This is a genomic window from Nonomuraea sp. B19D2, from assembly GCF_040137845.1.
GTDB lineage: Bacteria > Actinomycetota > Actinomycetes > Streptosporangiales > Streptosporangiaceae > Nonomuraea.
In genome coordinates this window covers 95386-121429 of sequence record NZ_JBEFAK010000010.1, presented here as the reverse complement: position 1 = coordinate 121429, position 26044 = coordinate 95386, and the positions used below count along the sequence as shown (strand labels likewise).

The following is a 26044-nucleotide window of genomic DNA, read 5'->3' as shown; positions in this document are numbered from 1 at the left end:
CTTCTGACGAAAGGCTGCACTCATGACGTACAAGGCAGCTACGCTCCTCGCCGAGGAGGGGGGCGCCAACCCTCTCATTCCGCACACCTACGAGCTGGTCGTCGGTATCTTCGCGTTCTTCGTCGTCCTCTTCGTCGTCGGCAAGATCCTCATGCCGCGCATCCAGAAGACGCTGGCTGAGCGGACCGACGCGATCGAGGGTGGCATCAAGAGGGCCGAGGAGGCCCAGGCCGAGGCGCAGGCCCTGCAGCAGCAGTACCGCGACCAGCTGGCCGAGGCCAGGCACGAGGCGGCCAGGCTGCGCGAGGAGGCTCGCGAGCAGGCCGCGCAGATCAAGGCCGAGCTCCGCGAGGAGGCGCAGGCCGAGGCCCGCCGCCTCGTCGAGGCGGCCCACGCGCAGATCGAGGCGGACCGCCAGGCGGCCTTCGCCCAGCTGCGCACCGAGATCGGTCGCCTGTCGACCGAGCTGGCCGGCCGCATCGTCGGCGAGTCGCTCGAGGACGAGGTCCGGCAGAGCCGCATCGTCGACCGGTTCCTCGACGAGCTTGAGTCCTCGCCGCAGGCGGTGCGCTGATGCGCGGTCTGAGCAGGACGTCGCTGGCCGACGTCGAGGAGCGGTTCAACGCGGTCGCCGGCAGTGCCGACCTCGGGACGCTCTCCGACGAGCTGTTCGCGGTCGCGGATCTGCTCGACCGCGAGCACGGCCTGCGCCGCGCCCTGTCCGACCCGGCCAAGCCGGGGGAGCAGAAGGCGGCCACCGTGCGCGCGCTGCTCGAGGGCAAGGTCACCGAGGCGGCTCTCGCCACCACGGAGGCCGCGGGCGCGGCCAAGTGGTCGCGCGCCGGTGACCTGGCCGACGTGCTCGAACGGCTCGGCGTCGTCGCCGCGGCCGCGGAGGCGGAGAGCCAGTCCAGGCTCGACGACGTGGAGGACGAGCTCTTCCGCTTCGGCCGCATCGTCGCCGCCAACCCCGACCTGCGTCGCGGGCTCGCCGACCCGGCCGCGCCCGCGGCAGGCAAGGAGCAGCTGCTGCGCGACCTGCTCGGCGACAAGGTCGCCCCGACCACCCTGCGCCTGATTACGCAGGTCGCGGTACACCCGCGGGGGCGTAGCCTGGAGGCAGGGCTGGAGGAGGTCGGCCACCTCGTGGCCGAGCAGCGCCAGCGCCTCGTGGCGGTGGTGCGCAGCGCGGTCGAGCTGACCGAGGGGCAGAAGCAGCGCCTGGCGGCGTGGCTGAGCGCCTCCTACGGCCGTGACGTGCACCTGAACGTCGAGGTGGACAAGCGAGTGCTCGGTGGGTTCTCGGTCCGCATCGGCGACGAGATCATCGACACCACCATTGTGGGACGAATCGAAGAAGTCCGCCGCCGGTTGGCCGGCTAGGCGAATAGGGAGACAGAGTAGAGATGGCGGAGCTTACGATCCGGCCGGACGAGATCCGGGACGCGCTTGAGCGCTTCGTCCAGGCGTACGAACCGGAAGGCGCCGCGCGCGAGGAGATCGGGACCGTCGTCGACGCCGGCGACGGCATCGCCCATGTCTCCGGCCTTCCCTCGGCGATGGCTAACGAGCTGCTCGAGTTCGAGGACGGCACGCGCGGACTGGCACTCAACCTCGACACCCGCGAGATCGGTGCCGTGATCCTGGGTGACTTCAGCGGCATCGAGGAGGGCCAGACGGTTCGCAGGACGGGTGAGGTCCTGTCCGTGCCCGTCGGCGACAACTTCCTCGGTCGCGTGGTCGACCCCCTGGGCAGCCCGCTCGACGGCAAGGGCGCCATCGAGGCCGAGGCAATTCGTGCCCTCGAGCTGCAGGCCCCCACCGTCGTCCAGCGGCAGCCCGTGAAGGAGTCGCTGGCCACCGGCATCAAGGCGATCGACGCCATGACCGCGATCGGCCGTGGTCAGCGCCAGCTGATCATCGGTGACCGCGGCACCGGCAAGACCGCGATCGCCGTCGACACGATCCTCAACCAGCGCGAGAACTGGGCCTCCGGCGACCCCGCCAAGCAGGTCCGCTGCGTCTACGTCGCGGTCGGCCAGAAGGGCTCGACCATCGCGCAGGTGCGCGCTCGCCTGGAGGAGGCCGGCGCGATGGAGTACACCACCATCGTCGCCGCCCCTGCCTCCGACCCCGCTGGTTACAAGTACATCGCGCCCTACGCCGGCTCGGCGATCGGTCAGCACTGGATGTACCAGGGCAAGCACGTCCTGATCGTCTTCGACGACCTGACCAAGCAGGCAGACGCCTACCGCGCCGTCTCCCTGCTGCTGCGCCGCCCGCCGGGCCGTGAGGCCTTCCCCGGCGACGTCTTCTACCTCCACTCCCGTCTGCTGGAGCGCTGCGCCAAGCTCTCCGACGACATGGGCGGTGGCTCGATGACCGGCCTGCCGGTCATCGAGACCAAGGGCAACGACGTCTCGGCGTTCATCCCGACCAACGTCATCTCCATCACCGACGGCCAGGTCTTCCTCGAGACCGACCTGTTCAACGCCGGTGTGCGGCCCGCCATCAACGTCGGCGTCTCGGTCTCCCGAGTCGGTGGCTCGGCGCAGGCCAAGGCCATGCGGAAGGTCGCGGGTACGCTGCGTCTGTCGCTGTCGCAGTACCGTGACCTGGAGGCCTTCGCGGCCTTCGCCTCCGACCTGGACGCCGCCTCCAAGGCTCAGCTGGAGCGCGGCCAGCGGCTGGTCGAGCTGCTCAAGCAGCCCCAGTACAGCCCGTTCTCGCTGGAGCGCGAGGTGGCCTCGATCTGGGCCGGCACCACAGGTGAGCTGGACGACGTGCCGATCGAGGATGTCCGCCGCTTCGAGGCGGAGTTCCTGGACTACATCCAGTCCTCGCACAAGGGCATCTTCGACACCATCCGCGAGACCAGGGAACTGTCGGACGACACGGTGACCGCTCTGAAGGACGCCATCACGGACTTCAAGAAGGGCTTCACCACGTCGTCGGGTGAGCTGCTGATCAAGGACGAGCCGGTGGCTCCGCTGGAGGCCGGCGAGGTCGGCCAGGAGAAGATCAAGAAGGTCGTCCGTCCGGCGACGGAGAAGTAGGACATGGGTGCCCAGCTAAGGCTGCTGCGGCGGCGGATCAGCTCGGTCAAGTCGACCGCGAAGATCACGCGCGCCCAGGAGCTCATCGCCTCTTCACGGATCGTGAAGGCGCAGCAGCGGATGCAGGCGGCGCTGCCGTACGAGCGTGAGATCACTCGCGCTGTCACCGGCGTCGTCAGCAACGCGGCGAGCGTCGACCATCCGCTGACCGTGGCGAAGGAGAACCCCACCAAGGCGGGCGTCCTCGTCGTCACCAGTGACAGCGGGTTCTGTGGCGGCTTCAACGCCAACGTGCTGCGCGAGGCCGAGGCCCTGCGCGGGCTGCTGGAGAGCCGCGGCCTGACCGCGATCCCGTTCGTCACCGGGCGCAAGGGTGTCACCTGGCACTCCTTCCGCGGCCGCGACATGGGCGGTCAGTGGGTCGGCTTCTCCAGGCAGCCGGCCTACGCCGACGCCAAGGAGATCGCGCAGACGCTGATCGACTCGTTCAAGGACGAGAACGGGATCGACGAGATCCACATCGTCTCGACCGAGTTCGTCTCGATGCTGACCCAGAACGTCGTGGTCAAGCGCATCCTGCCGCTGGAGGTCGAGGAGACCGAGGCGACGGAGGCCACCGCGATCCCGCCGTACTTCGAGTTCGAGCCGACCGCTGCCGACGTGCTGGAGTCGCTCCTGCCGCGTTACGTGGAGTCGCGCATCTTCACCGCGCTGCTGCAGTCCGCGGCCTCGGAGGAGGCCGCGCGGCGCCGCGCGATGAAGTCCGCGACCGACAACGCCAACGAGCTCATGCGGATGCTCACCCAGGAGATGAACCAGGCTCGCCAGGCGGAGATCACCCAGGAAATCAGCGAGATCGTCGGTGGCGCCAACGCGCTCGCTGACGCCGCAGCGGGGAAAGAGTGAAATGACTGCAGAGGCTGTTGAAAACGTAGAGGCCGCGGCGGCCGGCACGGGCCGCGTGGCACGTGTCACCGGCGCCGTCGTCGACGTGGAGTTCCCCGTCGAGGCGATGCCCGACATCTATAACGCGCTCACCGTCGAGGTGACCCTCGGCGGCGAGACCAAGACCCTGACCCTGGAGGTCGCCCAGCACCTGGGCGACAACCTGGTCAGGACCATCTCGATGCAGCCCACCGACGGCCTGGTCCGCGGCCAGGCGGTCGTGGACACCGGCGCCCCGATCTCGGTGCCGGTCGGCGACATCGTCAAGGGCCACGTGTGGAACGCGCTGGGCGAGACGCTCGACGTGCCCACCTCGTCGCTCAAGATCAACGAGCGGTGGGGCATCCACCGGCCGTCCCCGGCGTTCGACCAGCTCGAGTCGCGCACCGAGCTGCTCGTCACGGGCATCAAGGTCATCGACCTGCTCACCCCGTACGTGCAGGGTGGGAAGATCGGTCTGTTCGGTGGCGCGGGTGTGGGCAAGACCGTCCTCATCCAGGAGATGATCCGCCGCGTCGCCCGCAACTTCGGTGGCACCTCGTGCTTCGCCGGCGTGGGCGAGCGCACCCGTGAGGGCAACGACCTCTGGCTGGAGATGGAGGAGGCGGACGTCCTCAAGGACACCGCGCTCGTCTTCGGTCAGATGGACGAGCCGCCGGGCACCCGTCTGCGGGTCGCGCTGTCGGCGCTGACCATGGCGGAGTACTTCCGCGATGTGCAGAAGCAGGACGTGCTGCTGTTCATCGACAACATCTTCCGCTTCACGCAGGCCGGTTCCGAGGTCTCCACGCTGCTCGGCCGTATGCCGTCCGCCGTGGGTTACCAGCCCACGCTGGCCGACGAGATGGGTGTGCTCCAGGAGCGCATCACCTCGACGCGCGGTCACTCGATCACCTCCATGCAGGCGATCTACGTGCCCGCGGACGACATCACCGACCCGGCGCCGCACAACGCGTTCGCGCACCTCGACGCGCAGACCGTGCTTTCGCGGCCGATCTCGGAGAAGGGCATCTACCCGGCGGTGGACCCGCTCGACTCCTCCTCCCGGATCCTCGACCCGCAGATTGTGGGCGAGGAGCACTACCGGGTGGCCCAGGAGACCAAGCGGATCCTGCAGAAGTACCGCGAGCTCCAGGACATCATCGCGATCCTCGGTATCGACGAGCTGTCCGAGGAGGACAAGGTCACCGTCCAGCGGGCCCGCCGCATCGAGCGCTTCCTGTCGCACCCGATGTACGCCGCCGAGGCGTTCACCGGCCAGCCGGGCGAGACCGTCCCGCTGGACGAGACCATCGCCTCCTTCAAGGGCCTGTGCGCGGGTGAGTACGACCACCTGCCTGAGCAGGCGTTCTTCATGGTCGGTGGCATCGAGCAGGCCGTGGCCAAGGCCAAGGAACTCGAGCGCCGGTAAATCGCCCCAGGTGGTGGTGCGGTGTTCAATGCCGCACCACCACGGATCGGAAAGGAACCTACATAAGTGGCGAAGCTACGAGTAGGGGTTGTCTCACCCGAGCGTGAGATCTGGTCGGGCGAGGCCGACATGGTGATTGCCAAGACCGTGGACGGCGAGATCGGTATTATGCCGCAACACGCACCTGTGCTCGGCGTTCTCGTCGAGGGCGGCGTGCTGCGCGTGAAGCGGGAGGGCGAGGGCGACCTCGTGGCGGCCGTGCACGGTGGTTTCATCTCCGTGGCCGACGACGAGGTGTCCGTGCTTGCCGAGGTGGCCGAGCTCGGTTCCGAGGTCGACGTCGCGGCTGCCCGTGACGCTCTCGACCGGGCGCAGGCCTCGATCGAGGCCAACCAGGAAGACGCCGACGCGGCAATCGAGGCCAAGCGTGCCAGGGCCCGGCTGCGCGCGGCGGGCGAAGAGGTTTAATACCAGTAAGAAATCTGCTGGGCGGACTGCCGCTGCGGCCTTGACCAAGCGGGGTGGCAGGCCAACGAGCAGGTTTCTTGTTGGTTCCGGGAAACTTTGGGGGGCGGCATGGTAGCGACGGTTCTGATTCTCGTAGCTTTTGCCGCCCTCATAGTCCTGCGGGGCGTAACGCTGGCCCGCTCGCGCGGCAGCGTGCCCTGTCGCCTCCGGGTGGGCGACCGTGGCTGGCAGAGCGGGGTAGCCCGCTACGCCGATGGAGAGCTCCACTGGATTCCGCTTCTGGGCGTCCGACTGAGGCCGCGCCACGCGATCGCGAGGCGCGGCCTCGTCGTTTCCGCCCGCCGTGAGATCGACGGCGGGTTTTTTGCTGTCGACTGCGGCGGTACGACTCGCGGGATCTCCCTCGCGATGAGCGCCGACGCCTTGACCGGCTTCCTGGCGTGGCTGGAGTCCGCGCCGCCCAGCGCCTACCTGGACGTCGCCTGACCGCACGCCGGAGCTTGACCTCCGGTGCGGTGCTGTGCGCAGGACGCGCCTAGCGGGTGCCGCCAGGTTTCCAGAGGATCTCGTTGCCTGCGTGGGCGACCCGGCAGGCGATGAAGAGCAGGTCCGACAGGCGGTTGAGATATTTCGCCGTCAGCGCGTTCATGTCGTCGTGGGCCTGCAGTGCCGCCCACGTGGTGCGCTCGGCCCTGCGGACCGTCACCCTGGCCACGTGGAGCGCGGCCGTGGCGGGGTCGCCGCCGGGGAGCACGAAGCTGCGCAGGGGCTTGAGGTCGGCGTTGAAGCGGTCGCACTGCTCTTCCAGCCGGTCGATGTACGACTGCTCCACCCGCAGCGGCGGGAACTCCGGGTTCTCCACGACCGGTGTGGCCAGGTCGGCCCCCACGTCGAACAGCTCGTTCTGGATCCGGACGAGGACCGCCACGAGGTCCGCCGGCAGAGTGCCGTGCGAGAGCGCGAGGCCCAGGTGCGCGTTGGCCTCCTCCACGTCGGCGTAGGCGGCCAGCCGGGGATCGGTCTTGGACGCCCTGCTCATGTCGCTCAGCGCGGTGGTGCCGTCGTCGCCTGCGCGGGTGTAGATGCGGGAGAGGACGACCGGCTTGTCCTTGTCGGCGCGCGTCATGGCATCAGCGTAATGACAAATGTCATCAGAAAGGGACGCGGGATCCATACCGCGGCCGTGATTTCGGCGACTAGCAGGGCGAACGCCGTTGACGACACGATTGACCCATGACGAAGGAGATGACCTGATGCTCGAGATCAGCGAGCTGCGCAAGCGCTTCGGAGGCGGGCCCGGCGCCCCCGAAGGCAAGGTCGCCCTGGACGGGATCAGCTTTTCAGTAGGGCCCGGCGAGATGTTCGGGTTCGTGGGCGCGAACGGCGCCGGCAAGACGACGACCATGCGCATCGTCATGGGCGTGCTCCAGGCCGACTCCGGCTCGGTGAGCTGGCAGGGCAGGCCGCTCGGCTACGACGACCGGCGGCGCTTCGGCTACATGCCAGAGGAGCGAGGGCTCTATCAGAAGATGCGCGTCGCCGAGCAGATCGAATATTTCGGCCGCCTGCACGGGCTCGGCCCCGCCGCCGCGAAGAAGGCCACGGACGAGCTGCTGGAGCGGCTCGCGCTGACCGAGCGCCGGGGCGACGCCGTGCAGGCGCTCTCGCTGGGCAACCAGCAGCGCGTGCAGCTGGCCGTGGCGCTGGTGCACGATCCGGAGGTGCTGGTGCTGGACGAGCCGTTCTCCGGGCTCGACCCGATCGCGGTGGACGCGCTGGCCACGGCTCTGCAGGAGCGGTGCAGGGGCGGTGTGCCGGTGATCTTCTCCAGCCACCAGCTGGAGCTGGTCGAGCGGCTGTGCGACTCGGTGGGCATCGTTTCCGCGGGCCGGATGGTGGCCACGGGCACGGTGGCCGACCTGCGGGCGGCTGAGGGCAACACGCTGCGCGTCGTCGTACGCGATCCGGCTCCCGGCTGGGCGGACGGCCTGCCCGGCACCGTCACCGTGACCGGCGACCGGCACGTCCTGCGCACCGACGGCGGCGACGACCAGGAGATCCTGCGGCGCGCCGTGAAGGCGGGACATGTCGAGCACTTCGGGGTCGAGCGGCCGACCCTCACCGAGATCTTCAAGGAGACCGTGGCGTGAACGAGGTTATGCTGGTCGCCCGGCGGGAGATCACCACGCAGGTGCGGACCAAGGGGTTCGTGATCGGCCTGCTCATCACGGCATTCCTGGTCGCGGTGGTGTCCTTCGCGCCCAAGGTGATGGGCGGATCGGACTCGTACACGCTGGGCACCGTCAACTCCCAGCAGCTGCCGCTGCAGGCTGCCGCGCCGGAGGCGGAGTTCGAGTGGCGTAAATTCCCCGACGAGGCCGCCGCCAAGCAGGCCGTGCTCGACGGGGACGTGGACGCGGTGCTGGTCGACGGCACGAAGGTGCTGACGGACGGCGAGATCGACAGCCAGCTCGGCGTGCTGCTGCAGAGCGTCAACCGCGAGGTGCGGCTCGGCGCCGCCGGCGTGTCGATCCCGCCGCTGAAGATGCAGTCCGTGGGCGCCGACACGCGTTACGAGGCGACCCGCGCCGGGATCGCCGTGGTGCTCGTCCTGGTGCTCTTCATGCTTCTCATGGGCCAGGTCATGACGGTGGCCATGGGCGTGGTGGAGGAGAAGGGCAGCAGGATCGTGGAGATCCTGCTCTCCACGGTACGGCCCTGGCAGCTGCTCGCCGGCAAGATCATTGGGCTGGGCGTGGTCGGCCTGATCAACCTGGTCACGATCCTGATCGTCGGGTTCGGTGCGGCCACGGTCTCCGGGCTCGCCTCCGACTTCCCGCCCGGGATCCCGGGACTGCTGGCCATGGTGCTGGTGTGGTTCCTGCTCGGGTACGCGTTCTTCGCCACGCTGGCGGCCGCGTTCGCCTCGCTGGTCTCGCGCCAGGAGGAGGTGAGCACCGTGATGACGCCGCTGACCATGACCATCATGATCACGTACTTCGTGGCCTTCTACGCCACCACCGACCCGACGGGCACGCTGGCCACGGTCGTGTCGTACGTGCCGCCGTTCTCCTCCATGGTCATGCCGGTGCGGATGGCCGCGACCGAGCTGCCTCTGTGGCAGGCGGGGGCGTCGATGGCGGCCATGGTGCTGGCCGTGTTCGTGGTGCTGGGCTTCGGCGCCAAGATCTATGAACGGGCCGTGCTGCGGACCGGTGCCAGGCTCAAGCTCGGCGACGTGCTGCGCACGCGGTAGATGGACGCGATCCAGCGGGCGCGCCGCATCACCTGGAAAGTCCTGATCTCGAACTTCGTCGTGATGTGGTTGCTCATCGCCATGGCGACCTCGCTCATGTTGGTCGAGGGAAGACTCCACTGGTGGCGTGCCGTGCCCGCGCTGATCGCCGCGATCTGCTTCACCTGGCTCTGCCCGCGCATCCTCAACGAGATCCTGGACCGCCGCCGCTATCCCACCAGGCAGGTGGTGGTGGCGGCGGTTCTCGCGGTGGTCGCGGCGGTCGTGGGCGGGGCCGACCCGCTCGGCTGGGGTTTCGTGCTCTTGTGCTGGCTGGGCGTCGCCACGCTCAAGGTCCCCAAGGGCACGAGCTGGTCGATGGCGGCGGGCACGTGGGTGGCCGGCGTCGCGCTCGGCGGCCTGGCCATGGTGACCGGCACGAGTCTCATGGGCCTCGACCTGTCCGTGGGGGCGGGCCTCCTCTTCTGCGCGCTGACCTACGGGCTCTTGTGCGCGATAGTGCCGCCGTCCAACAGGGTGTGGGTCTGGATCTGGACGCTCGCCGTACAGGCTCATGAGTGGCGGGAGGCGCACACGCGGCTGGCGCTGGCCGAGGAGCGGCTGCGCTTCGCCAGGGACCTGCACGACCTCGTGGGGCACCAGCTCTCCGCCATCGCGGTCAAGACGGAGCTGGCCGTACGGCTGTCGGACGTGGACGCGGGGGCGGCCAAGGCCGAGATGGCCGAGGTGAACGCGCTGACCAGGAAGGCGCTCAGAGAGCTGCGGCAGGCCGTGCGCGGCTACCGCGAGCTTGACTTGGCCGCCGAGCTGAATAGCGTGAAGGGAGTGCTCGAAGCGGCGGGCGTCCGCTGCGAGGTTCACCTGCCCCATGGCGAGCTGCCCGACGGGGTGGCGCCGGTGTTCGCCTACGCGGTTCGCGAGGCGGTGACCAACGTGCTCAAGCACAGCACCGCGACATTCTGCGACATCACGCTCCGCTTCACCGCGCAGGAGGCGGAGCTGAGCGTGCGCAACGACGGTGTGGCGCGGCGGCCGTCCGCGGATCTGGGCAGCGGGCTCACGGGCATGGGGGAGCGCATGGCCGCCGTGGGCGGCAAGATGAGCGCCCATCCGACGGACGACGGAGAGTTCCTGCTGAAAGCAGTCGTGTCAATTCCGATAGATGGGTAGGGGAGACCCACAGAGGTCGGCTCGATGAGCGCTCTGCGCACGGCAGTGACTACGCTGCGTATGTGAATGAGGAGGTGGCATGCGAGTCCGGGGCAATCCGAGCGCCCAGGTGGTACGGATCGGTGCCAGGCTCGACGCCGGCACGTCTGCCGGGGTGCGGGAGCGGCTGCACGAGGCTCTCGACTCCGGCGAGGGCGACCTGATCCTGGATCTCTCCAAGCTGGAGATGATCGACGCGACCGGTCTCGGGGTGCTGGTGGGCTCGCACCGGCGCGCGCTCAGCGTGCAACGCCGCCTCGTTCTTCGGGGGGTGCCACCGAGGATCATGCGGATTCTCGCGGTGACCCGGCTGAATCGGGTCCTGCATGTAGAGGTTCCCGCAGCCGCGGTGGCCTGATGGCATATCGGAGCGGGCGACGATCAGCCGTTGCCCGCTCTTTTTTGGGTTAGCCAAAATGCGGTTTTCGGGCTGACCACGGGAAATGGTCATCGAATAGTCAGTGTGTGCCGAGGCTCCGGGTGAAGATGTGCGCCGCGACGTCGACGAGTTCGTCGAGGGACGGTTGCTCGTTCGCGTGCAGCCATTCGATGAGCAACTCTTGTAGCGATCCAACTACACCGAGTGCCACCAGTCGCCGATTCAACCCTGTGGTCTGCACAAAATCCGCGGACGCGTCCTCGATGAGACGCGCGAACGCGTCCACCGCGCGCTGACGCGACTGTGTCAGGACATCCCCCGAGCGGCGCACCTCGACATGCATGATACGAGCCCGCCGCCAGTCAGCCGTTGTGAATTCGATATAGGCGTGAATCCCGGCCTTGACTCTGTCGTCAAGTGTCTTCGGCGCCTCCTGGACGGCTTGGGTCACGACCGCCAGGCTTTCCTCCACGCAGCGCTCGTGTAACGCCTGAAGCAGCTCCTCGCGCCCGCCGAAACATTCGTAGAAGGCGCGGTTGGAGATCCTCGCCTCCGAGCACAGCCTTTCGATGGTCGTCGCCGTGAACCCCGGCTTGGCGTATAGCGTGTACGCGGCCGTCATGAGCCGCTCGCGCCTGTCTGCCAGTCTTTGCTCAGCTGACATTCCCCGGTAAGACCGGTTCACATTCCACCCGTCCAACATGATCGTGGCCCCCAGAGCACACAATTATGGACGGATGATCCGTTTTGGGAAAGGGTAAGAAGATTACCTTTTACGTCGGCCGTGCAAGAACGTGACCAGCCTGATCAGCCGCTCAAGTTCTGCGGGCCCCCGGGTGAACGAGGTCAGGTTCATCCCGGGCATCGCGAAGCGCTCGCGGGAGATGGCCTTGGGCCTGGTGAACTCGCGTAGACCGTCGGCGCCGTGTATCCGCCCGAACCCCGAATCGCCCACCCCGCCGAACGGCAGCGCCGGCACTCCGGCGAACGAGATGACCGAGTTGATGGCGGTCATTCCGGTACGCATCATGCGGGCGAGCTCCATGGCCCGGCGCGTGTTCCGGGAGAAGACGGTCCCGCCCAGGCCGTACGCGGTGGCGTTGGCCAGCTCAAGGGCCTCCTGGGCGTCGCGGGTGCGGCGGACGGTGATGGTCGGGCCGAACGTCTCTTCGCGCACCGCGGGGGAGTCCTCCGGCACGTCCTCGACGATCACGGGGTCCACATACGGGGCGCGTACGGAGCCGGGGCCACCGGTCACGATTTTTCCGGATTTGGCGGCGTCGTCGATGTGCCGCTTGATGATGTCCACCTGACCCGGCATCGTGATCGGGCCGTAGTCCTCGCCCGCCTTCACCTTTGTCACCCGGTCGGACAGCTCGCGCATGAAACTTTCATAGACGGCGTCGACGACGTAGACACGTTCGACGCCCACGCAGGTCTGGCCCGCGTTGGACATCGCGCCCCACAGACAGGCGTCGGCGGCCTTGCCGAGATCGGCGTCGGCGTCCACGATGAACGCGTCCTTGCCGCCGCACTCGGCCACGATGGGCGTGAGGTTCTCCGCGCAGGCGGCCATGACGCGCTTGGCGGTGGCGGTGGAGCCGGTGAACGCCACCTTCCTGACCCTCGGATCGGCGGCCAGCGCCGCCCCGGTCTCGCCGAGCCCTGTCACGGTCTGGAACACGGGCTGCTCGGGCACCGCCTCGGCGAACAACTCGGCCAGCCGCACGCCGATGCCCGGGGTGAGCTCGCTGGGCTTGAATACCACGGCGTTGCCGGCCGCCAGCGCGTAGGAGATGGAGCCCATCGGGGTGAAGACCGGGTAGTTCCACGGGCCGATCACCCCGACCACGCCGAGGGGGAGGTATTCGAGCGTGGCGGCCAGATTGAGGCCGATCATGCCGGTGTTGACGCGGCGGCGGCGCAGGACCTTGTCCGCGTTGCGCGCGGCCCAGTCGAGGTGGGTGATGGCCAGCACGATCTCCAGCGTCGCGTCACCCACCGGTTTGCCGGTCTCCTCGTGGACCAGCCGGGCGAGGTCCTTGAGGTTCTGGGTGAGGACCGCCTTGTAGTCCAGCAGCCGCCTCTTGCGCTCGCCCGGCCCGATGGCCGCCCACCACGCGGCCGCCTCCTCCGCCCGGCCCACGACCTCATGGACGGCGTCGGGCGTCTGCTTGGGGTGACTGCCGACGATCTCGCCGGTAGCCGGGTTGAGTGAGTCGAACGTCAGCGTGCCCATGGCGCCACGATAATCCGGTAAGCCACCGCTTACCAGGTCAGGCGTGGCAGAGCCGTGACAGCTCAGAAAAGAGTGGGGTTCTCGGGTTCGATGCCGCGCAGGGCGTCGTAATCCAGGGTGACGCAGTCGATGCCGCGGTCCGTGGCAAGGACCCGCGCCTGGGGCTTGATCTCCTGGGCGGCGAAGACGCCGCGGACGGGGGCCAGCAGCGGGTCGCGATTGAGCAGCTCGAGGTAGCGGGTGAGCTGCTCGACCCCGTCGATCTCCCCACGCCGCTTGATCTCCACCGCCACGGTCGCCCCCAGCGCGTCCCGGCACAGGATGTCCACCGGCCCGATCGCCGTCATGTACTCCCGCCGGATCAGCGAATAGCCGTCCCCCAGCGTCGTGATGTGCTCGGCGAGCAGCTCCTGCAGGTGGGCCTCCACCCCGTCCTTGATCAGACCGGGGTCGACGCCGAGCTCGTGGCTGGAGTCGTGGAGGATCTCGGCCATCGTCAGGACCAGCTTCTCGCCGGTCTTGCCGTGGGTGACCGTCCAGGTCCCGCCGTCCTCCTTGAGCTTGCACGGCGGGTTCATCCAGTTGAGCGGCTTGAAGGCGCGGTCGTCGGCGTGAATGCTCACGCTCCCGTCCGCCTTGATCAGCACAAGCCGGGGCGCCATCGGCAGGTGAGCCGTGAGCCGTCCGATGTAATCCACGCTGCATCGCGCGATGACCAGCCGCATGACGCTCCACCTTAGCGGCTCTGGAAAACTGGTCGCATGGCGTTCGAACGGGTGGGAGTGGTCGGGCTCGGCACGATGGGGGCCGGGATCGCGGAGGTGTTCGCGCGGGCCGGGCTCCGCGTGCTCGGCGTCGAGGCCGACGCCGAGGCGCTGGCCAGGGGGCGCGGGCATCTCGAGCGCTCCACAGGGAAGGCCGTCGACAAGGGGAAGCTGGCGCCGGGGCAGCGGGCGGAGATCCTGGGCCGCATCACGCTGACCACCTCGCGCGAGGACCTGCGGGACGTCGACCTGGTGGTCGAGGCGATTCCCGAGATCCTCGACTACAAGATCTCGCTGTTCAAGGACCTCGACCGGATCTGCGAGCCCCAGACGGTGCTGGCCACCAACACCTCCTCGCTGTCCGTCACCGCCATCGCCGCCGCCACCGGGCGTCCCGACCGCGTGGTCGGCATGCACTTCTTCAACCCCGCGCCGGTGATGAGGCTGGTCGAGGTCGTGGGGACGGTGGTGACCGCGCCCGGTGTGGTGGCGGACATCACGGCGCTGGCAGGCAGGCTGGGCAAGACGGCCGTGGCGGTGGGCGACCGGGCCGGTTTCGTGGTCAACCGCCTGCTCCTGCCCTATCTGAACCATGCCGCCGTGCTCATGGAGCTGGGCGTGGCCGGGCGCGACGACATCGACGCCGCGATGCGGCTGGGCGTGGGGCTGCCCATGGGGCCGTTCGCGCTGCTCGACCTGATCGGGCTCGACACCGCGTACGAGGTGATGGGGGTGCTGTTCGACGAGACGCGCGACCGGCGGCACGCGCCCTCGCCGCTGCTGCGCGAGCTGGTCACGGCCGGGCTGCTGGGGCGCAAGTCGGGCCGTGGCTTCTACGGCGACTCGCCGCGCGCGGAGCCGGTGAAGTCCAGGCTCGGCACGTTCGAGGTCGCCGGGCCCGAGGGGGACGGGCTGGCGGAGCGGCTGCGGGCGGCCGGGTTCAAGTCCTCCGGCGACCCCGACGTCGTGCTGCACCTCGCCGACCGCCCCGTGATCGAGCACGCCGTACGCCTCCCCGACCCCGCCAGGATGGTCGGCGTGCACCTCGTCGGCGACCAGGTGGCCGAGCTGGTCTCGACGGCGCTCACCTCGGAGGAGGCCGCGACCGCCGCCAGGGACCTGATGAAGATCGTCGGGCTGACGCCGGTGCCGTGCAAGGACAGGGCCGGTTTCGTGGTGGACGCGCTGCTCTTCCCCTACCTGAACGACGCCGTGCGGATGTACGACTCGGGGTACGCCTCGATCGAGGACATCGACGCGGCCATGCGGCTGGGCTGCGGCTACCCCGCCGGGCCCTTCGAGATGCTGGAGTCCTTCGGCCTGGCCAGGGTCAGAGACGGGCTGAGAGCCCTCTACGCCGAATACCGCGAGCCCGCCTTCGCCCCCGCGCCCCTGCTCGACCAGCTCGTCACCGCCGACGTGAGCGAGTTCCCGCGTCGATGAGCCCCCGCCGCGCCCGCCGTAGGGAGTCCTCCCGACCCTTCGGTTTCCCCACCGGGCTGGACAAAGTGGAGGAATGGCCCGACGGCGAGTGGAAGGTACGCATGCTCACCGGCGCGTCCTCGACCAAGAACTACCGGTGCCCGGGCTGCGACCAGGAGATCCGCAGCGGCCAGCCGCACCTCGTCGCCTGGCCCAACTGGCCGGGAGGCGACGAGGAGCGCCGCCACTGGCACCCGGCATGCTGGCGCAAGAGACTCGACCGCGGCCCCGGCAGGAGCCGCTATTGAAAGGATCCATGGTGGAGATTCGTGCGGCGACCGTGCTCCCCGCCCGGCGCGAGCCGATCGAGCTGCACACGGGCGACGGCCTGACCCTGGTCGGCGAGCTGGCCCTGCCACTCGACCGTGCTCCCGTGGCGACGCTGGTGACCCTGCACCCGCTGCCCACCCACGGCGGGTTCATGGACAGCCACGTCTACAAGAAGGCCGCCAACCGGCTGCCCGCCCTCGCCGACCTGGCCGTGCTGCGCTTCAACACCCGGGGCACCTCCTCCGAGCGCGGCACCTCGGAGGGCACGTTCGACGGGGGCGAGGGCGAGCGGTTCGACGTCGCGGCGGCGCTCGAATACGCCGAATACCACGACCTGCCGCGCGTGTGGGTGGTCGGCTGGTCGTTCGGCACCGAGCTGACGCTGAAGTGGGCGCACGACCCGCTGGTGGAGGGGGCCGTCCTGCTCTCGCCGCCGCTGCACAGGGCCACGGACGACGACCTGGACGCCTGGGCGCGGTTCGGGCGGCCGCTGGTGGCGCTCGTGCCCGAGTTCGACGACTACCTGCGGCCCGACGAGGCCCGTGAGCGGTTCGCGCGGGTGCCGCAGGCCGAGGTCATCGGGGTGGACGGGGCCAAGCATCTGTGGGTGGGTGAGCCGTACGTCCGCATCGCACTGAACGAGATCGTCAAGCGGGTCAATCCAGCCGCGTGGCCGCTGCCGACGGAGGTCTGAGACACGCTCTGACGGAAATTTCCGGATGGTTCGCAGCTCTGAAGGAAATTTTGAGCAGAATGAGCAAAAGTCTGGACCTGTCCCTCGACCAGGGTGAAAATCCGATCGTCAACCGAAGATCGTGGAGACGCCGGGCGGCTGGTCCGTCCCGCGCGTATTCCCTGCTCACCTTGGGCGAGGACGTATGCGGGCTGTGCGTGGGTTGGTTGCGGCGGCGTTATCGTTAACGATCTTGGCGGTCCCGGATCCGGTGACTCGCGCGGAGGCACAGACCGTCCGGGACGCTGTCCCGCAGAAAGTCCAGCCGCCCGACGAATCCGCTCTCGCGCTCGCCCGCACGCGGGGCAAGCCGGTCGAGGTCGAGTCGCTGCGCAACGAGACCCGCCAGGTCTGGGCCAAGCCCGACGGCACGTTCACCCTGGAGCAGCACGTCCGCCCGGTACGCGTACGCAAGGCCGACGGCTGGGTGCCCGTGGACACCACGCTCCGCCTGCGCCCCGACGGCGCGGTGGAGCCGGTCGCCACGGCGGCCGGCCTGACGTTCTCCGGCGGCGGCACCGCCCCGCTCGCCCGCCTGTCACGCGGCGCCAAGTCCCTCGAGCTCGGCTGGCAGGGCGCCCTGCCCAAGCCCACCCTGAACGGCGACACCGCGACCTACCCCGAGGTCATGCCGGGCGTGGACCTCCAGGTCACCGCGGACGTGGACGGCTTCTCGCAGCTCCTGGTGGTCAAGTCGCGGGAGGCGGCGGCGAATCTCACCGAGCTGACGTTCCCGCTCACCACCAGCGGCCTGTCGCTGAAGGCGGACAAGGCGGGCAACCTCGAGGCCGTCGACGACGGCGACGGCACGATCTTCATCGCGCCCACGCCGAAGATGTGGGACTCGCAGGGCATCACGAGCCCGCAGGCGCTCAAGGAGGGCCGCTCGCCCGAGGCCCGCGAGGCCACCATGGGCGTGGAGCTGGCGGGTAAGCAGCTGCGGCTCAAGCCCGACAGGAAGATGCTGGCGGACCCGAAGACCAAGTTCCCCGTCTACCTGGACCCGTACTTCTCGGCCGCGCGCGGCTCGTGGACGGCGATCTGGAGCAACTGGCCCAACTCCAACTACCTGAACTCCAGCGACATCGCCCGCGTCGGCCACATCAGCTCCTCCCAGACGAACCGTTCGTTCTTCCAGATGGCCACCGGCTCCACCATCCACGGCAAGCAGATCATCAAGGCGACGCTGCGCACGTACGAGACCTGGTCGTACTCGTGCAGCGCCCGCAAGGTGGAGGCCTGGGGGACCAGCGCGATCAGCAAGAGCACCACCTGGAGCAACCCGCCGGCGAAGACCAGGTTGCTCTCCACGGTGAACGTGGCCAAGGGCTATGGCACGGGGTCCTGCGCGCCCGGCGGTGTGGAGTTCGACGTCACGTCGTGGGCCGCCGACGCCGCCGCCAAGAAATGGTCCACCATGACCATCGGTCTCTATGCCACCAGCGAGACCGACTACTGGGCCTGGAAGAAGTTCAAGAACAACCCGGTCGCCGTCATCGAGTACAACTCGATCCCGACCGCCCCGGTGGCCGCCGACGTGTGGTCGGACCCGGGCGGCCCCTGCGTCTCGGGCGAGGGGCGGCCGGTCATCAGCACGGCCACGCCGAAGCTGTGGGCCAAGCTGAAGGACGCCGACAACTCGGTCAAGGGCCGCTTCGAGTGGTACAACGCCGCCGGGACGAAGATCGGCGAGTACGTCACCGCGACGGGCTCGTCCGGCTCCGCCTACTACGCGACGATCTCGGCCAGCCTGTACGCCGACGGCGCGCTCATCCGCTGGCGCGTGCGCGGTGAGGACGGCCGGGCCACCAGCGCCTGGAGCCCCTGGTGCGAGGCCACCGTGGACGCCACGGCACCCGGCAGGGAACCGGTCGTGACCTCGCCCCAGTTCCCCGAGGACACCTGGAGCGACGGCGTCGGCCTGGCGGGCACGTTCACGTTCGACCCCAACGGCGTCACCGACGTGGCCACGTACGTGTACGGGCTCGACACCACCCCCACGACGGAGGTCGCTCCCGGTGCGGACGGCAAGGCCACGATCGCGCTCACCCCGCGCCACGACGGCCCGAACGTCCTGTCGGTCCGGAGCAGGGACCGCGCGGGCCAGCTCGGCCCGATCCGCACGTACGTCTTCAACGTCAACGCGGGCAAGGCGCCCAGCGGCCACTGGGCGCTGGACGAGGGGGAGGGCACCGTGGCCGCCGACGCCGCGAACGCCCACCCCGCGACACTGTACGGGGCCACGTGGACGACTGGCCGGACCGGCATGGGGCTGCGCCTGGCCAACGCGTACGCGCAGACCTCGGGCCCCGTGACCGACACCAGCCGCAACTTCACCGTCACCGCCTGGGCCCGTCTGACGGGCAACGGCGCCACCGCCACCGTCGTCACCCAGGAAGGCGCGAGGACCGGCGGCTTCGCGCTCCAATACGCCAAGCCCGACGACCGATGGGCGCTGACCCGGGCGGGCGCGGACGCCGACGGCGCCACGACCGTCCGCGCCCTCTCCGCGGCCGCCCCGAGGCTCAACGAGTGGACCCACCTGGCCGGCGTCTACGACTCCGCGGCGGGCCAGATCTCGCTCTACGTCAACGGCAAGCTGGAGTCCTCGGTGGCCTTCACCCAGCCGTGGAACGCCACCGGGCCGCTCACCGTCGGCAGGGGCAAGGTCAACGGCGCCGCGGCGGAGTCCTGGCCGGGCGACGTGGACGAGGTCCGCGTCTACGGCCGGGCCATGTTCGACGACGAGATCGCCGACCTGGTCAACAGCGCCGCCACGCTGGTCGGCCACTGGAGGCTGGATGAGGAGTCGGGCACGTCGGCCGCCGACTCCTCGGGCCGGTCCTCGGCCGCGACCCTGGCCGGGGGCGCGTCGTGGACCTCCGGCTGGCTGGACGGCGCGCTCGCGCTCGACGGCGTCAACGGCTACGCCCAGACCCCGGCCGCCGCCGTCAACACCAGGTCGAGCTTCACCGTCGCCGCCTGGACCCAGCTCGACTACCTGCCGACCGCCGACACCGCGGCCGTGGCCCAGCCGGGCAGCAGGACGGCCGGGTTCCAGCTCGGCTTCGACAAGGAACAGCAGCGGTGGAGCCTCGGCATGCGGGCCGCCGACACCGACACCGCCGCCCTCGTACGCACCCGCTCCGACGCCATCCCCAACGCGCTGGAGTGGACGCACATCGCCGGCGTCTACGACGCGCTGGCCGGCGAGCTGCGCATCTACGTCAACGGCCGGCTCTCCACTACCACCATCACCGACCACGTCAGCGCGTGGAACGCCACCGGCCCGCTGCAACTGGGCCGGACCAAGAGCGCGGGCGCCTTCACCGGCTACTGGCCAGGAGCCGTGGACGACGTCCGTACGTATGACGGCGCGCTGAGCGCCGAGCAGATCGCCCAGCTAGCCGCCCAGTGATTCCAGTTCAGCACCGCTAGTCACCGAGTAAGTCCCGATCAGCACCCCGACTGGGAGAGGTTCATGGACCTGCCGAGTGAGTTAGACCTGCCCGAATCCCGCTGGAACCGAGCTCAGCAACCCGACGAACCCGACATTCCTGACCCCTACTGGAACCGTTTCCTGGAGCCCAAGCCCGAGTCGCCCTGGCCCCGCAGGCTCGCGGCAGTGCTCTCCATCGTCCTCGTCATGCCGGTCGCGTACGCCATGCCCGCGCAGGCGGCGTCCCGGTCGGCCCCGTCCGTGCAGAAGGAGACGCCGGTCAAGGGCGGGAAGGTCCCGGTCCTGCCCCCGCTGGCCGATCCCGTCGAGAAACAGGCGTGGAAGGCGCCACCAGGCGTCACCTGGCCCAAACCCCAGGCGGCGGAGTTAGGCGGCAGCGGGACGAGCACCCTGGCGGCCGGTTTCCCGGTGAAGCTCGCCCCGCAGAAGGACGCCAAGGCTGCCGCCGCGGCCGACCCGGTCAAGGTCGAGCTCCTCGAAACGGACCGGCTCGGCCTCGCGCTGCGCGTCTCCCCTGGCCAGGGCGTAGCGGCGGCCAAGGCGTCCGGGAAGACCCGCCTGCAGGTCGACTACTCCGCTTTCCGCTACGCCTACGGCGGCGACTACGGTGCCCGCCTGCACCTGGTCAAGCTGGAGGAGTGCGCGCTCGACGCCAAGGCGGGCAATTGCGCCCTGCCCGAGCCCGTCAAGAGCGACAACGACGTCAAGGCGGGCACGCTGACCGCCGACTTCGAGACGAACGGCCTGTACGCCCTGACCGCCGCCGCCTCCGGGCCGGCCGGCGACCACTCCGCCACTTCGCTGGGCCCCTCGGCGGACTGGAGCGTCGGCACCCAGACCGGCGACTTCACCTGGGGCTACGACATGCGCACCCCGCCCGCGCTGGGCGGCGAGGAGCCGGAGATCTCGCTGGCCTACTCCTCCCAGAGCGTGGACGGGCGCACCGCCTCCACCAACAACCAGGCGTCCTGGGCGGGCGAGGGCTTCGAGCTCAACCCGGGCGGCTTCATCGAGCGCCGCTACAAGTCCTGCATGATCGACGGCAAGAAGACCGGCGACCTGTGCTGGGACCAGGACAACGCGACCCTCTCGCTCGGCAGCTCGGCCGTGGAGCTGGTCAAGGACGCCACGACCAAACAGTGGCGGCCCAAGCGTGACGACGGCACCCGCATCGAGTACCTCACCGGTGCCGTCAACGGCGACAACAACGGCGAATACTGGCGGGTCACCACCGCCGACGGCACCCAGTACACCTTCGGCCTGAACCGGCTTCCCGGCTGGGCGAGCGGCAAGCCGGAGACGAAGTCGGTCCAGACGGTGCCGGTGTTCGGCAACAACAGCGGCGAGCCCTGCTACTCCAGCACCCCGGCCAACGCCTGGTGCCAGCAGGCGTACCGATGGAACCTCGACTACGCCGTGGACACCCACGGGAACGCGACCACGTACTGGTACGAGCGCGAGACCAACTACTACGGCCGCAACTCCAAGCCGGAACTGGGCACCCAGTACGTACGCGGCGGCTACCTCACCCGCATCGACTACGGCTACCTGCAGAGCGAGCTGTTCACCAAGGCGCCGGCCGCCCGCGTGCTGTTCGACGTGGCCGAACGCTGCCTGCCCAGCGGCACGATCACCTGCGCCGCCGACCAGCTCAAGAAGGAGACCGCCAGCCACTGGCCGGACGTGCCGTTCGACCAGATCTGCGACGCGGGGGTGAAGTGCGTCGACCGCCTGTCCCCGACGTTCTTCAGCCGCAAGCGGCTGACCAAGGTCACCACGCAGATCCTGTCCGGGAGCGCGTACAGCAATGTCGACTCCTGGGCACTGACGCACCAGTTCCCCGCCACGGGTGACGGCCTCAGCCCGTCGCTCTGGCTGGCCTCTGTTCAGCAGACCGGTCACGTGGGCGGCACGATCACGGCGCCCAAGACCACGTTCGTCGGCGTCCAGCTCCCCAACCGGGTGGACGCGACCGAGGGCCGCGCCCCCATGGTCAAGTGGCGCGTCCAGTCGGTCAACAACGGGACCGGCGGCGAGTTGCGGATCAACTACGCCTCCGCCGAATGCAAGGCCGGCGAACTGCCGGCGGCCGACAAGAACACCAAGCTGTGCTTCCCGCAGCGCTGGGCGCCGCTGAACGAGTCCGAGGTCACCGACTGGTTCCACAAGTACGTGGTGTCGCAGATGATCGAGGTGGACCGCGTCGCGGGCTCGCCCAACGTGGTCACCAACTACGAATACCTGGGCGGCGCCGCCTGGCACTACGCCGACAACATCCTCGTCAAGCCCGAGCACCGCACGTGGTCGGACTTCCGCGGGTTCGGCCGGGTACGGGTGCGCGAGGGCGACGGCCAGGACACCAAGCGCACGCTCACGGAGTTCCGGTACTTCCGGGGCATGGACGGTGACAAGCAGGCCGACGGCTCCAAGCGCAGTGCGCAGGTCGAGGACTCCGAGGGCGTCAAGCTGGACGACCTCGACCAGTACTCCGGCTTCGAGCGCGAGGAGATCCTGTACGACGGGGACGGCGGGGCCATCCTGAGCGCCAGCGCCGAGCAGCCGTGGTCGGTGAAGACCGCGGAGTCCACGCAGGGCGGCGTCACCAAGGCCGCGCACGTGGTCGAGGCCAAGTCCGCGGTCACCCGTACCGCGCTGCCCGGCGGCACCTGGCGGCGGACCGGCGAGGAGCGCACATACGACACCAAGGGCCTGCTCACCCAGGTGGAGGAGAAGGGCGACCTGGCCACACCCGACGACGACCAGTGCACCCGCTACACCTACGCCCGCAACGACACGAGCTGGCTGCTCGACTACACCAGCCGCGTCCAGAAGGTCGCCGCGAGCTGCGGCACCGCCGTCGCCACGCTGGCCGCCGAGGAGGTGATCTCGGACCAGAAGGTCCAGTACGACGGCAAGGCGTACGGCCAGGCCCCGAGCAAGGGCGACGTGACCTCGGTCCAGCAGGTCGTCTCCGGTGACGGCACGACGATCACCGACAGAACCCACACGTATGACGTCTACGGCCGCGAGACCAGCGAGACCGACGCGGTCGGCACCAAGTCCGTGACCGCCTACACCCCGGCCACGGGCGCCCTCCCGACCGAGGTCACCGAGACCAACCAGCTCGGCCACACCGACCGTACGATCGTCGAGCCGGCCTGGGGCGAGGCCGTCGCCGACATCGACGCGAACAACCGCCGCGTCGAGATGGAGTACGACGCGCTCGGCCGCCTGACCAAGGTCTGGCAGGCCGATCGCAGCAAGACGGCGGGACAGTCGCCCAGCACCGAGTACTCCTACGTCATGCGGGACGACGGCCCCAGTTTCGTCACCACGAAGACGCTGCGCGCCGACGGCGGCTACACCGCCAGCCACGAGTTGTACGACGGCCTGATGCGCGAGCGCCAGACCCAGGAACCCGCGCCCAGGGACGACCAGACGCAGGACCCCGCGCTGCGTGACGGGCGCACGCTCACCGACACCTTCTACAACTCCCAGGGCGAGGAGTACAAGTCGAACGCCGGCTACTTCGCCACCGGCACACCCGCCACCGATCTGCTCGCGGTCGCCGACACCGACGTGCCCAACCAGGTCGTGTCGACCTTCGACGGCGCGGGTGAGGCCAACGGCCAGATCCTCAAGGCCAAGGGCGTGGAGAAGTACCGGGTCACGGTCAAGCAGGAGGGCGACCGGGTCCACATGACGCCGCCGCCGGGCGGCACGGCGACCACCCGCATCGGTGACGCCGAGGACCGCCTGATCGAGCTGCGCCAGTACAAGGGCGCGACCCCGACAGGCGAGTACGAGGCCACCAAGTACACCTACGACGCCGCCGGCCGGCTGTCCACGGTGGCCGACTCGGCCGGCAACGTGTGGCGCCACCACTACGACATGCGCGGCCGGGAGATCAAGACCGAGGACCCCGACAAGGGCGTCACGACGATGACGTACAACGACGCCGACGAGGTCGTCAGCACGACCGACTCCCGCGGCAAGACCCTGTGGTACGTCTACGACGAGCTGGGCCGCCAGAAGGAGCTGCGCGAGAACTCCGCGACCGGCCCGCTGCTGGCCGAGTGGAAGTACGACGCCCTGGCCAAGGGCCACACGAACGCCAGCATCCGGTACGTGGGCGGGCAGGCGTACAAGGCCGAGATCAACGCCATCGACGTCGACTACCGCCCGCTCCGGGAGACGGTCACCATCCCGGAACGGGAGGGCAAGCTCGCCGGCTCGTACCAGCTCAACACCCGCTACACAGCCGACGACAAGGTCCAGTCGGTCAGCTTCCCCGGCGTCGGCGGACTCGGCGAGGAGCAGGTCGTCTACACCTACGACGAGCTCGGCCAGACGACCAAGGTCACCGGCCTGTCGGCGTACGTGGGTGCGGCCCGCTACTCCAAGATGGGCGAGACCCTGCAGTACGAGCTGGGCGAGGCAGGCAAGAAGACCTGGCTCACCTACACCCACGACGAGGCCACCCGCAGGCTGACCAGCATGCGGCTGGACCGGGAGGGCGCGGCCAAGACCGACCTCGACATCAACTACACCTACGACGGGGTCGGCAACATCACCAAGATCGCCGACAAGGCGAGCGGCCAGGACACGCAGTGCTTCAAGTACGACCATCTGCGCCGCCTGACCTCGGCCTGGACGGCCACCGACGACTGCGCCAGTGGCAGCCCGCAGTCCGACAAGATCGGCGGTGTGGCCCCGTACGCGGTCAGCTACGCCTACGACTCCACCGGCAACCGGACCAAGGAGACCAAGCACGCCTGGGGCGGCGCAGGTGAGACCGTCCGCGACTACACCTACCCGCAGGCGGGCGGCAAGCAGCCGCACGCGCTGCAGAGCGTCGGGTCGGACCTGTTCGAGTACGACGCCGCGGGCAACACCACCAGGCGCAAGGTCGGCACCTCGGACCAGAGCCTGGTCTGGGACGCCGAAGGCAACCTGGAGTCGGTGACGGAGGCGGGCAAGACGACGTCGTTCGTGTACGACGCGGAGGGCGACCGGCTGATCCGCAAGACACCGACGGACGCCACGCTCTACATCGACGACATGGAGCTGCGCTTCGACTACGCCAAGGACGTCGTCGAGCAGACCCGCTACTACACCATCAACGACCAGCCCATCGCGGTACGCACGCCGGACAACCAGGTGTACTTCCTGGTCAACGACCACCAGGGCACCGCGCACGCCGCAGTGAACGCCGGAAACGGCGATCTGGCGGTACGGAGGACGACGCCGTTCGGCGAGGACCGGGGCTCGCCACCGCCATGGTGGCCGGGCCAGCGCGGGTTCGTCGGCGGCACCAAGGACGCGACGACCGGGCTCGTCCACCTCGGCGCCCGCGAGTACGACCCCAAGCTCGGCCGGTTCATGTCGGTGGACCCGGTCATCGACGATGTGGATCCGCAGCAGCTCAACGCCTACGCCTACGCCAACAACAGCCCCGTCACCATGGCGGACGCCGACGGGCAGTGGGTCTGGGTCGTGGTCGCCGTCGGCGTCCGGTTCGGCGCCCGCTACCTCGCCAAGAAGGCGGCCCAGCGCGCCGCCAGGCAGGCGGCGCTCCGCCGGGCCAGGGAGATCGCCAGGAAGAAGGCTCTGGAGGAGGCCAGGAGAAAGGCCAGGGAGGAGGCCAGGAAGCGGGCCTTGGAGGCCGCCAGGAAGCGGGCCAGGGAGGAGGCCAGAAGGCGGGCCGCGGAGACTGCCAGGAAGCGGGCCGCGGCGGCGGCCAGGAGGCGGGCCGCGGAGGCCGCCAGGCGGGCTCGGGAGGCCGCGGCGAGGCGACGAGCCGCGGCGGCGGCCCGCAGAGCGGCGAGGAAGGCGGCGCGCGAGGCGGCGGCCGCGAAGCGGAGAGTGCTGAACCGTCAGCGGTACAACCGGCGGAACGGCCACCTTCCCAGAGGGATCCAGCATGCTCGCTCGCGCCCGGCGCGGCGTCCGACCAGCCACAGGTCGACGCAGCGGCAGGCACCGCCCAGGGCGAACCGGCAGCCGGCACAGCCACGGCCGAGCCAGGTCTACCGGAACGACGGCACCGTCCAGCCGACCCAGTCCTACAGCGTCTACGGCAACGGCCGGATGTATCCGGAGGGGAGACCGCCGTCGAACCTCCCGCGCGGCGGCTCCGGCCAGGGTGAGAAGCAGATCTTCAAGCCGGAGAAGATCGAGATCGAGCCCAACACCAAGAGAGGGGCGACCACGCACCTGGGCTTCCGCGGCGGGAAACTCGGTGACGACATCGCCGACTTCTTCGACACTTGGCTCGGCGGCCTGGGTTGATCCCAGAGCGGTTCGCTGAGTGATCGCCGGCGCGGGGCCTTGGTGGCTCCGCGCCGGCTTCCGTCCGCCTCGCCCTCGCGC

The 26044-nt window shown here is 69.4% G+C and carries 20 protein-coding genes; 16 read left to right on the top strand and 4 right to left on the bottom strand.

The features are described from left to right. Positions 1 to 22 precede the first annotated feature (22 nt). From ABN273_RS20350 to ABN273_RS20320, 7 genes are all read left to right on the top strand, one after another. Complete coding sequence (locus tag ABN273_RS20350) at positions 23 to 574, top strand: F0F1 ATP synthase subunit B (protein WP_349450503.1); 552 nt, start codon at positions 23 to 25, stop codon at positions 572 to 574. After that, positions 574 to 1383: a F0F1 ATP synthase subunit delta gene (locus ABN273_RS20345; protein WP_349450502.1), complete on the top strand. Its 810-nt coding sequence runs from the start codon at positions 574 to 576 to the stop codon at positions 1381 to 1383. Before ABN273_RS20350 ends, ABN273_RS20345 begins: the two co-directional genes overlap by 1 nt. Before the next feature lie 23 nt (positions 1384 to 1406). Beyond that, positions 1407 to 3056 (top strand): F0F1 ATP synthase subunit alpha, encoded by a 1650-nt coding sequence (gene atpA / locus ABN273_RS20340; protein ID WP_349450501.1) that lies wholly within the window; start codon positions 1407 to 1409, stop codon positions 3054 to 3056. Positions 3057 to 3059: 3 nt separating this feature from the next. Further along, positions 3060 to 3962, top strand: a complete 903-nt coding sequence (locus ABN273_RS20335) for a F0F1 ATP synthase subunit gamma (RefSeq protein WP_349450500.1) — start codon at positions 3060 to 3062, stop codon at positions 3960 to 3962. Between the two features lies 1 nt (position 3963). Continuing rightward, on the top strand, positions 3964 to 5412 hold the full coding sequence (gene atpD / locus ABN273_RS20330) for a F0F1 ATP synthase subunit beta (protein ID WP_349450499.1): 1449 nt from the start codon (positions 3964 to 3966) through the stop codon (positions 5410 to 5412). 66 nt (positions 5413 to 5478) lie between these two features. Further along, positions 5479 to 5880: a F0F1 ATP synthase subunit epsilon gene (locus ABN273_RS20325; RefSeq protein ID WP_043616272.1), complete on the top strand. Its 402-nt coding sequence runs from the start codon at positions 5479 to 5481 to the stop codon at positions 5878 to 5880. A 108-nt stretch (positions 5881 to 5988) separates the two neighbouring features. After that, the gene (locus ABN273_RS20320) at positions 5989 to 6366 is read left to right on the top strand and encodes a DUF2550 domain-containing protein (protein ID WP_349450498.1); all 378 of its coding nucleotides are present in this window, start codon (positions 5989 to 5991) and stop codon (positions 6364 to 6366) included. 49 nt (positions 6367 to 6415) lie between these two features. Here the strand turns inward: ABN273_RS20320 and ABN273_RS20315 are convergent, their stop codons facing one another. Further along, positions 6416 to 7006, bottom strand: a complete 591-nt coding sequence (locus ABN273_RS20315; RefSeq protein ID WP_349450497.1) for a cob(I)yrinic acid a,c-diamide adenosyltransferase — start codon at positions 7004 to 7006, stop codon at positions 6416 to 6418. A gap of 127 nt (positions 7007 to 7133) precedes the next feature. On the opposite strand from ABN273_RS20315, the gene ABN273_RS20310 reads away from it, so the two are divergent. From ABN273_RS20310 to ABN273_RS20295, 4 genes are all read left to right on the top strand, one after another. After that, positions 7134 to 8030: an ABC transporter ATP-binding protein gene (locus tag ABN273_RS20310; RefSeq protein WP_349450496.1), complete on the top strand. Its 897-nt coding sequence runs from the start codon at positions 7134 to 7136 to the stop codon at positions 8028 to 8030. After that, positions 8027 to 9136: an ABC transporter permease gene (locus ABN273_RS20305; protein WP_349450495.1), complete on the top strand. Its 1110-nt coding sequence runs from the start codon at positions 8027 to 8029 to the stop codon at positions 9134 to 9136. Before ABN273_RS20310 ends, ABN273_RS20305 begins: the two co-directional genes overlap by 4 nt. After that, positions 9137 to 10306, top strand: a complete 1170-nt coding sequence (locus tag ABN273_RS20300; protein ID WP_349450494.1) for a sensor histidine kinase — start codon at positions 9137 to 9139, stop codon at positions 10304 to 10306. It begins immediately after the preceding gene. Positions 10307 to 10385: 79 nt separating this feature from the next. Further along, positions 10386 to 10703 (top strand): STAS domain-containing protein, encoded by a 318-nt coding sequence (locus ABN273_RS20295; protein ID WP_344987077.1) that lies wholly within the window; start codon positions 10386 to 10388, stop codon positions 10701 to 10703. 100 nt (positions 10704 to 10803) lie between these two features. Here the strand turns inward: ABN273_RS20295 and ABN273_RS20290 are convergent, their stop codons facing one another. The 3 genes from ABN273_RS20290 to nucS all read right to left on the bottom strand — a co-directional run bounded on the left by ABN273_RS20290 (position 10804) and on the right by nucS (position 13688). Beyond that, a complete protein-coding gene (locus tag ABN273_RS20290; RefSeq protein ID WP_349450493.1) occupies positions 10804 to 11346 on the bottom strand; it encodes a TetR/AcrR family transcriptional regulator in 543 nt (180 codons plus the stop codon). Positions 11347 to 11490: 144 nt separating this feature from the next. After that, positions 11491 to 12963: an aldehyde dehydrogenase family protein gene (locus ABN273_RS20285; RefSeq protein WP_349450492.1), complete on the bottom strand. Its 1473-nt coding sequence runs from the start codon at positions 12961 to 12963 to the stop codon at positions 11491 to 11493. 62 nt (positions 12964 to 13025) lie between these two features. Continuing rightward, a complete protein-coding gene (gene nucS / locus ABN273_RS20280; protein ID WP_349450491.1) occupies positions 13026 to 13688 on the bottom strand; it encodes an endonuclease NucS in 663 nt (220 codons plus the stop codon). A gap of 36 nt (positions 13689 to 13724) precedes the next feature. Here nucS and ABN273_RS20275 point away from each other — a divergent pair, with 36 nt between their 5' ends. From ABN273_RS20275 to ABN273_RS20255, 5 genes are all read left to right on the top strand, one after another. After that, positions 13725 to 15170, top strand: a complete 1446-nt coding sequence (locus ABN273_RS20275; protein WP_349450490.1) for a 3-hydroxyacyl-CoA dehydrogenase family protein — start codon at positions 13725 to 13727, stop codon at positions 15168 to 15170. Continuing rightward, complete coding sequence (locus ABN273_RS20270; protein ID WP_344987072.1) at positions 15167 to 15457, top strand: Rv1322 family protein; 291 nt, start codon at positions 15167 to 15169, stop codon at positions 15455 to 15457. The genes ABN273_RS20275 and ABN273_RS20270 overlap by 4 nt, the downstream gene beginning before the upstream one ends. Positions 15458 to 15468: 11 nt before the next feature. Continuing rightward, positions 15469 to 16173 carry an alpha/beta hydrolase gene (locus ABN273_RS20265; RefSeq protein WP_349450665.1) on the top strand — a complete coding sequence of 235 codons (705 nt, stop codon included), beginning with the start codon at positions 15469 to 15471 and terminating at the stop codon, positions 16171 to 16173. Between the two features lie 232 nt (positions 16174 to 16405). Then, a complete protein-coding gene (locus tag ABN273_RS20260) occupies positions 16406 to 19630 on the top strand; it encodes a LamG-like jellyroll fold domain-containing protein (RefSeq protein ID WP_349450488.1) in 3225 nt (1074 codons plus the stop codon). Between the two features lie 63 nt (positions 19631 to 19693). Next, complete coding sequence (locus ABN273_RS20255; RefSeq protein ID WP_349450487.1) at positions 19694 to 25963, top strand: RHS repeat domain-containing protein; 6270 nt, start codon at positions 19694 to 19696, stop codon at positions 25961 to 25963. Positions 25964 to 26044: the final 81 nt, after the last annotated feature.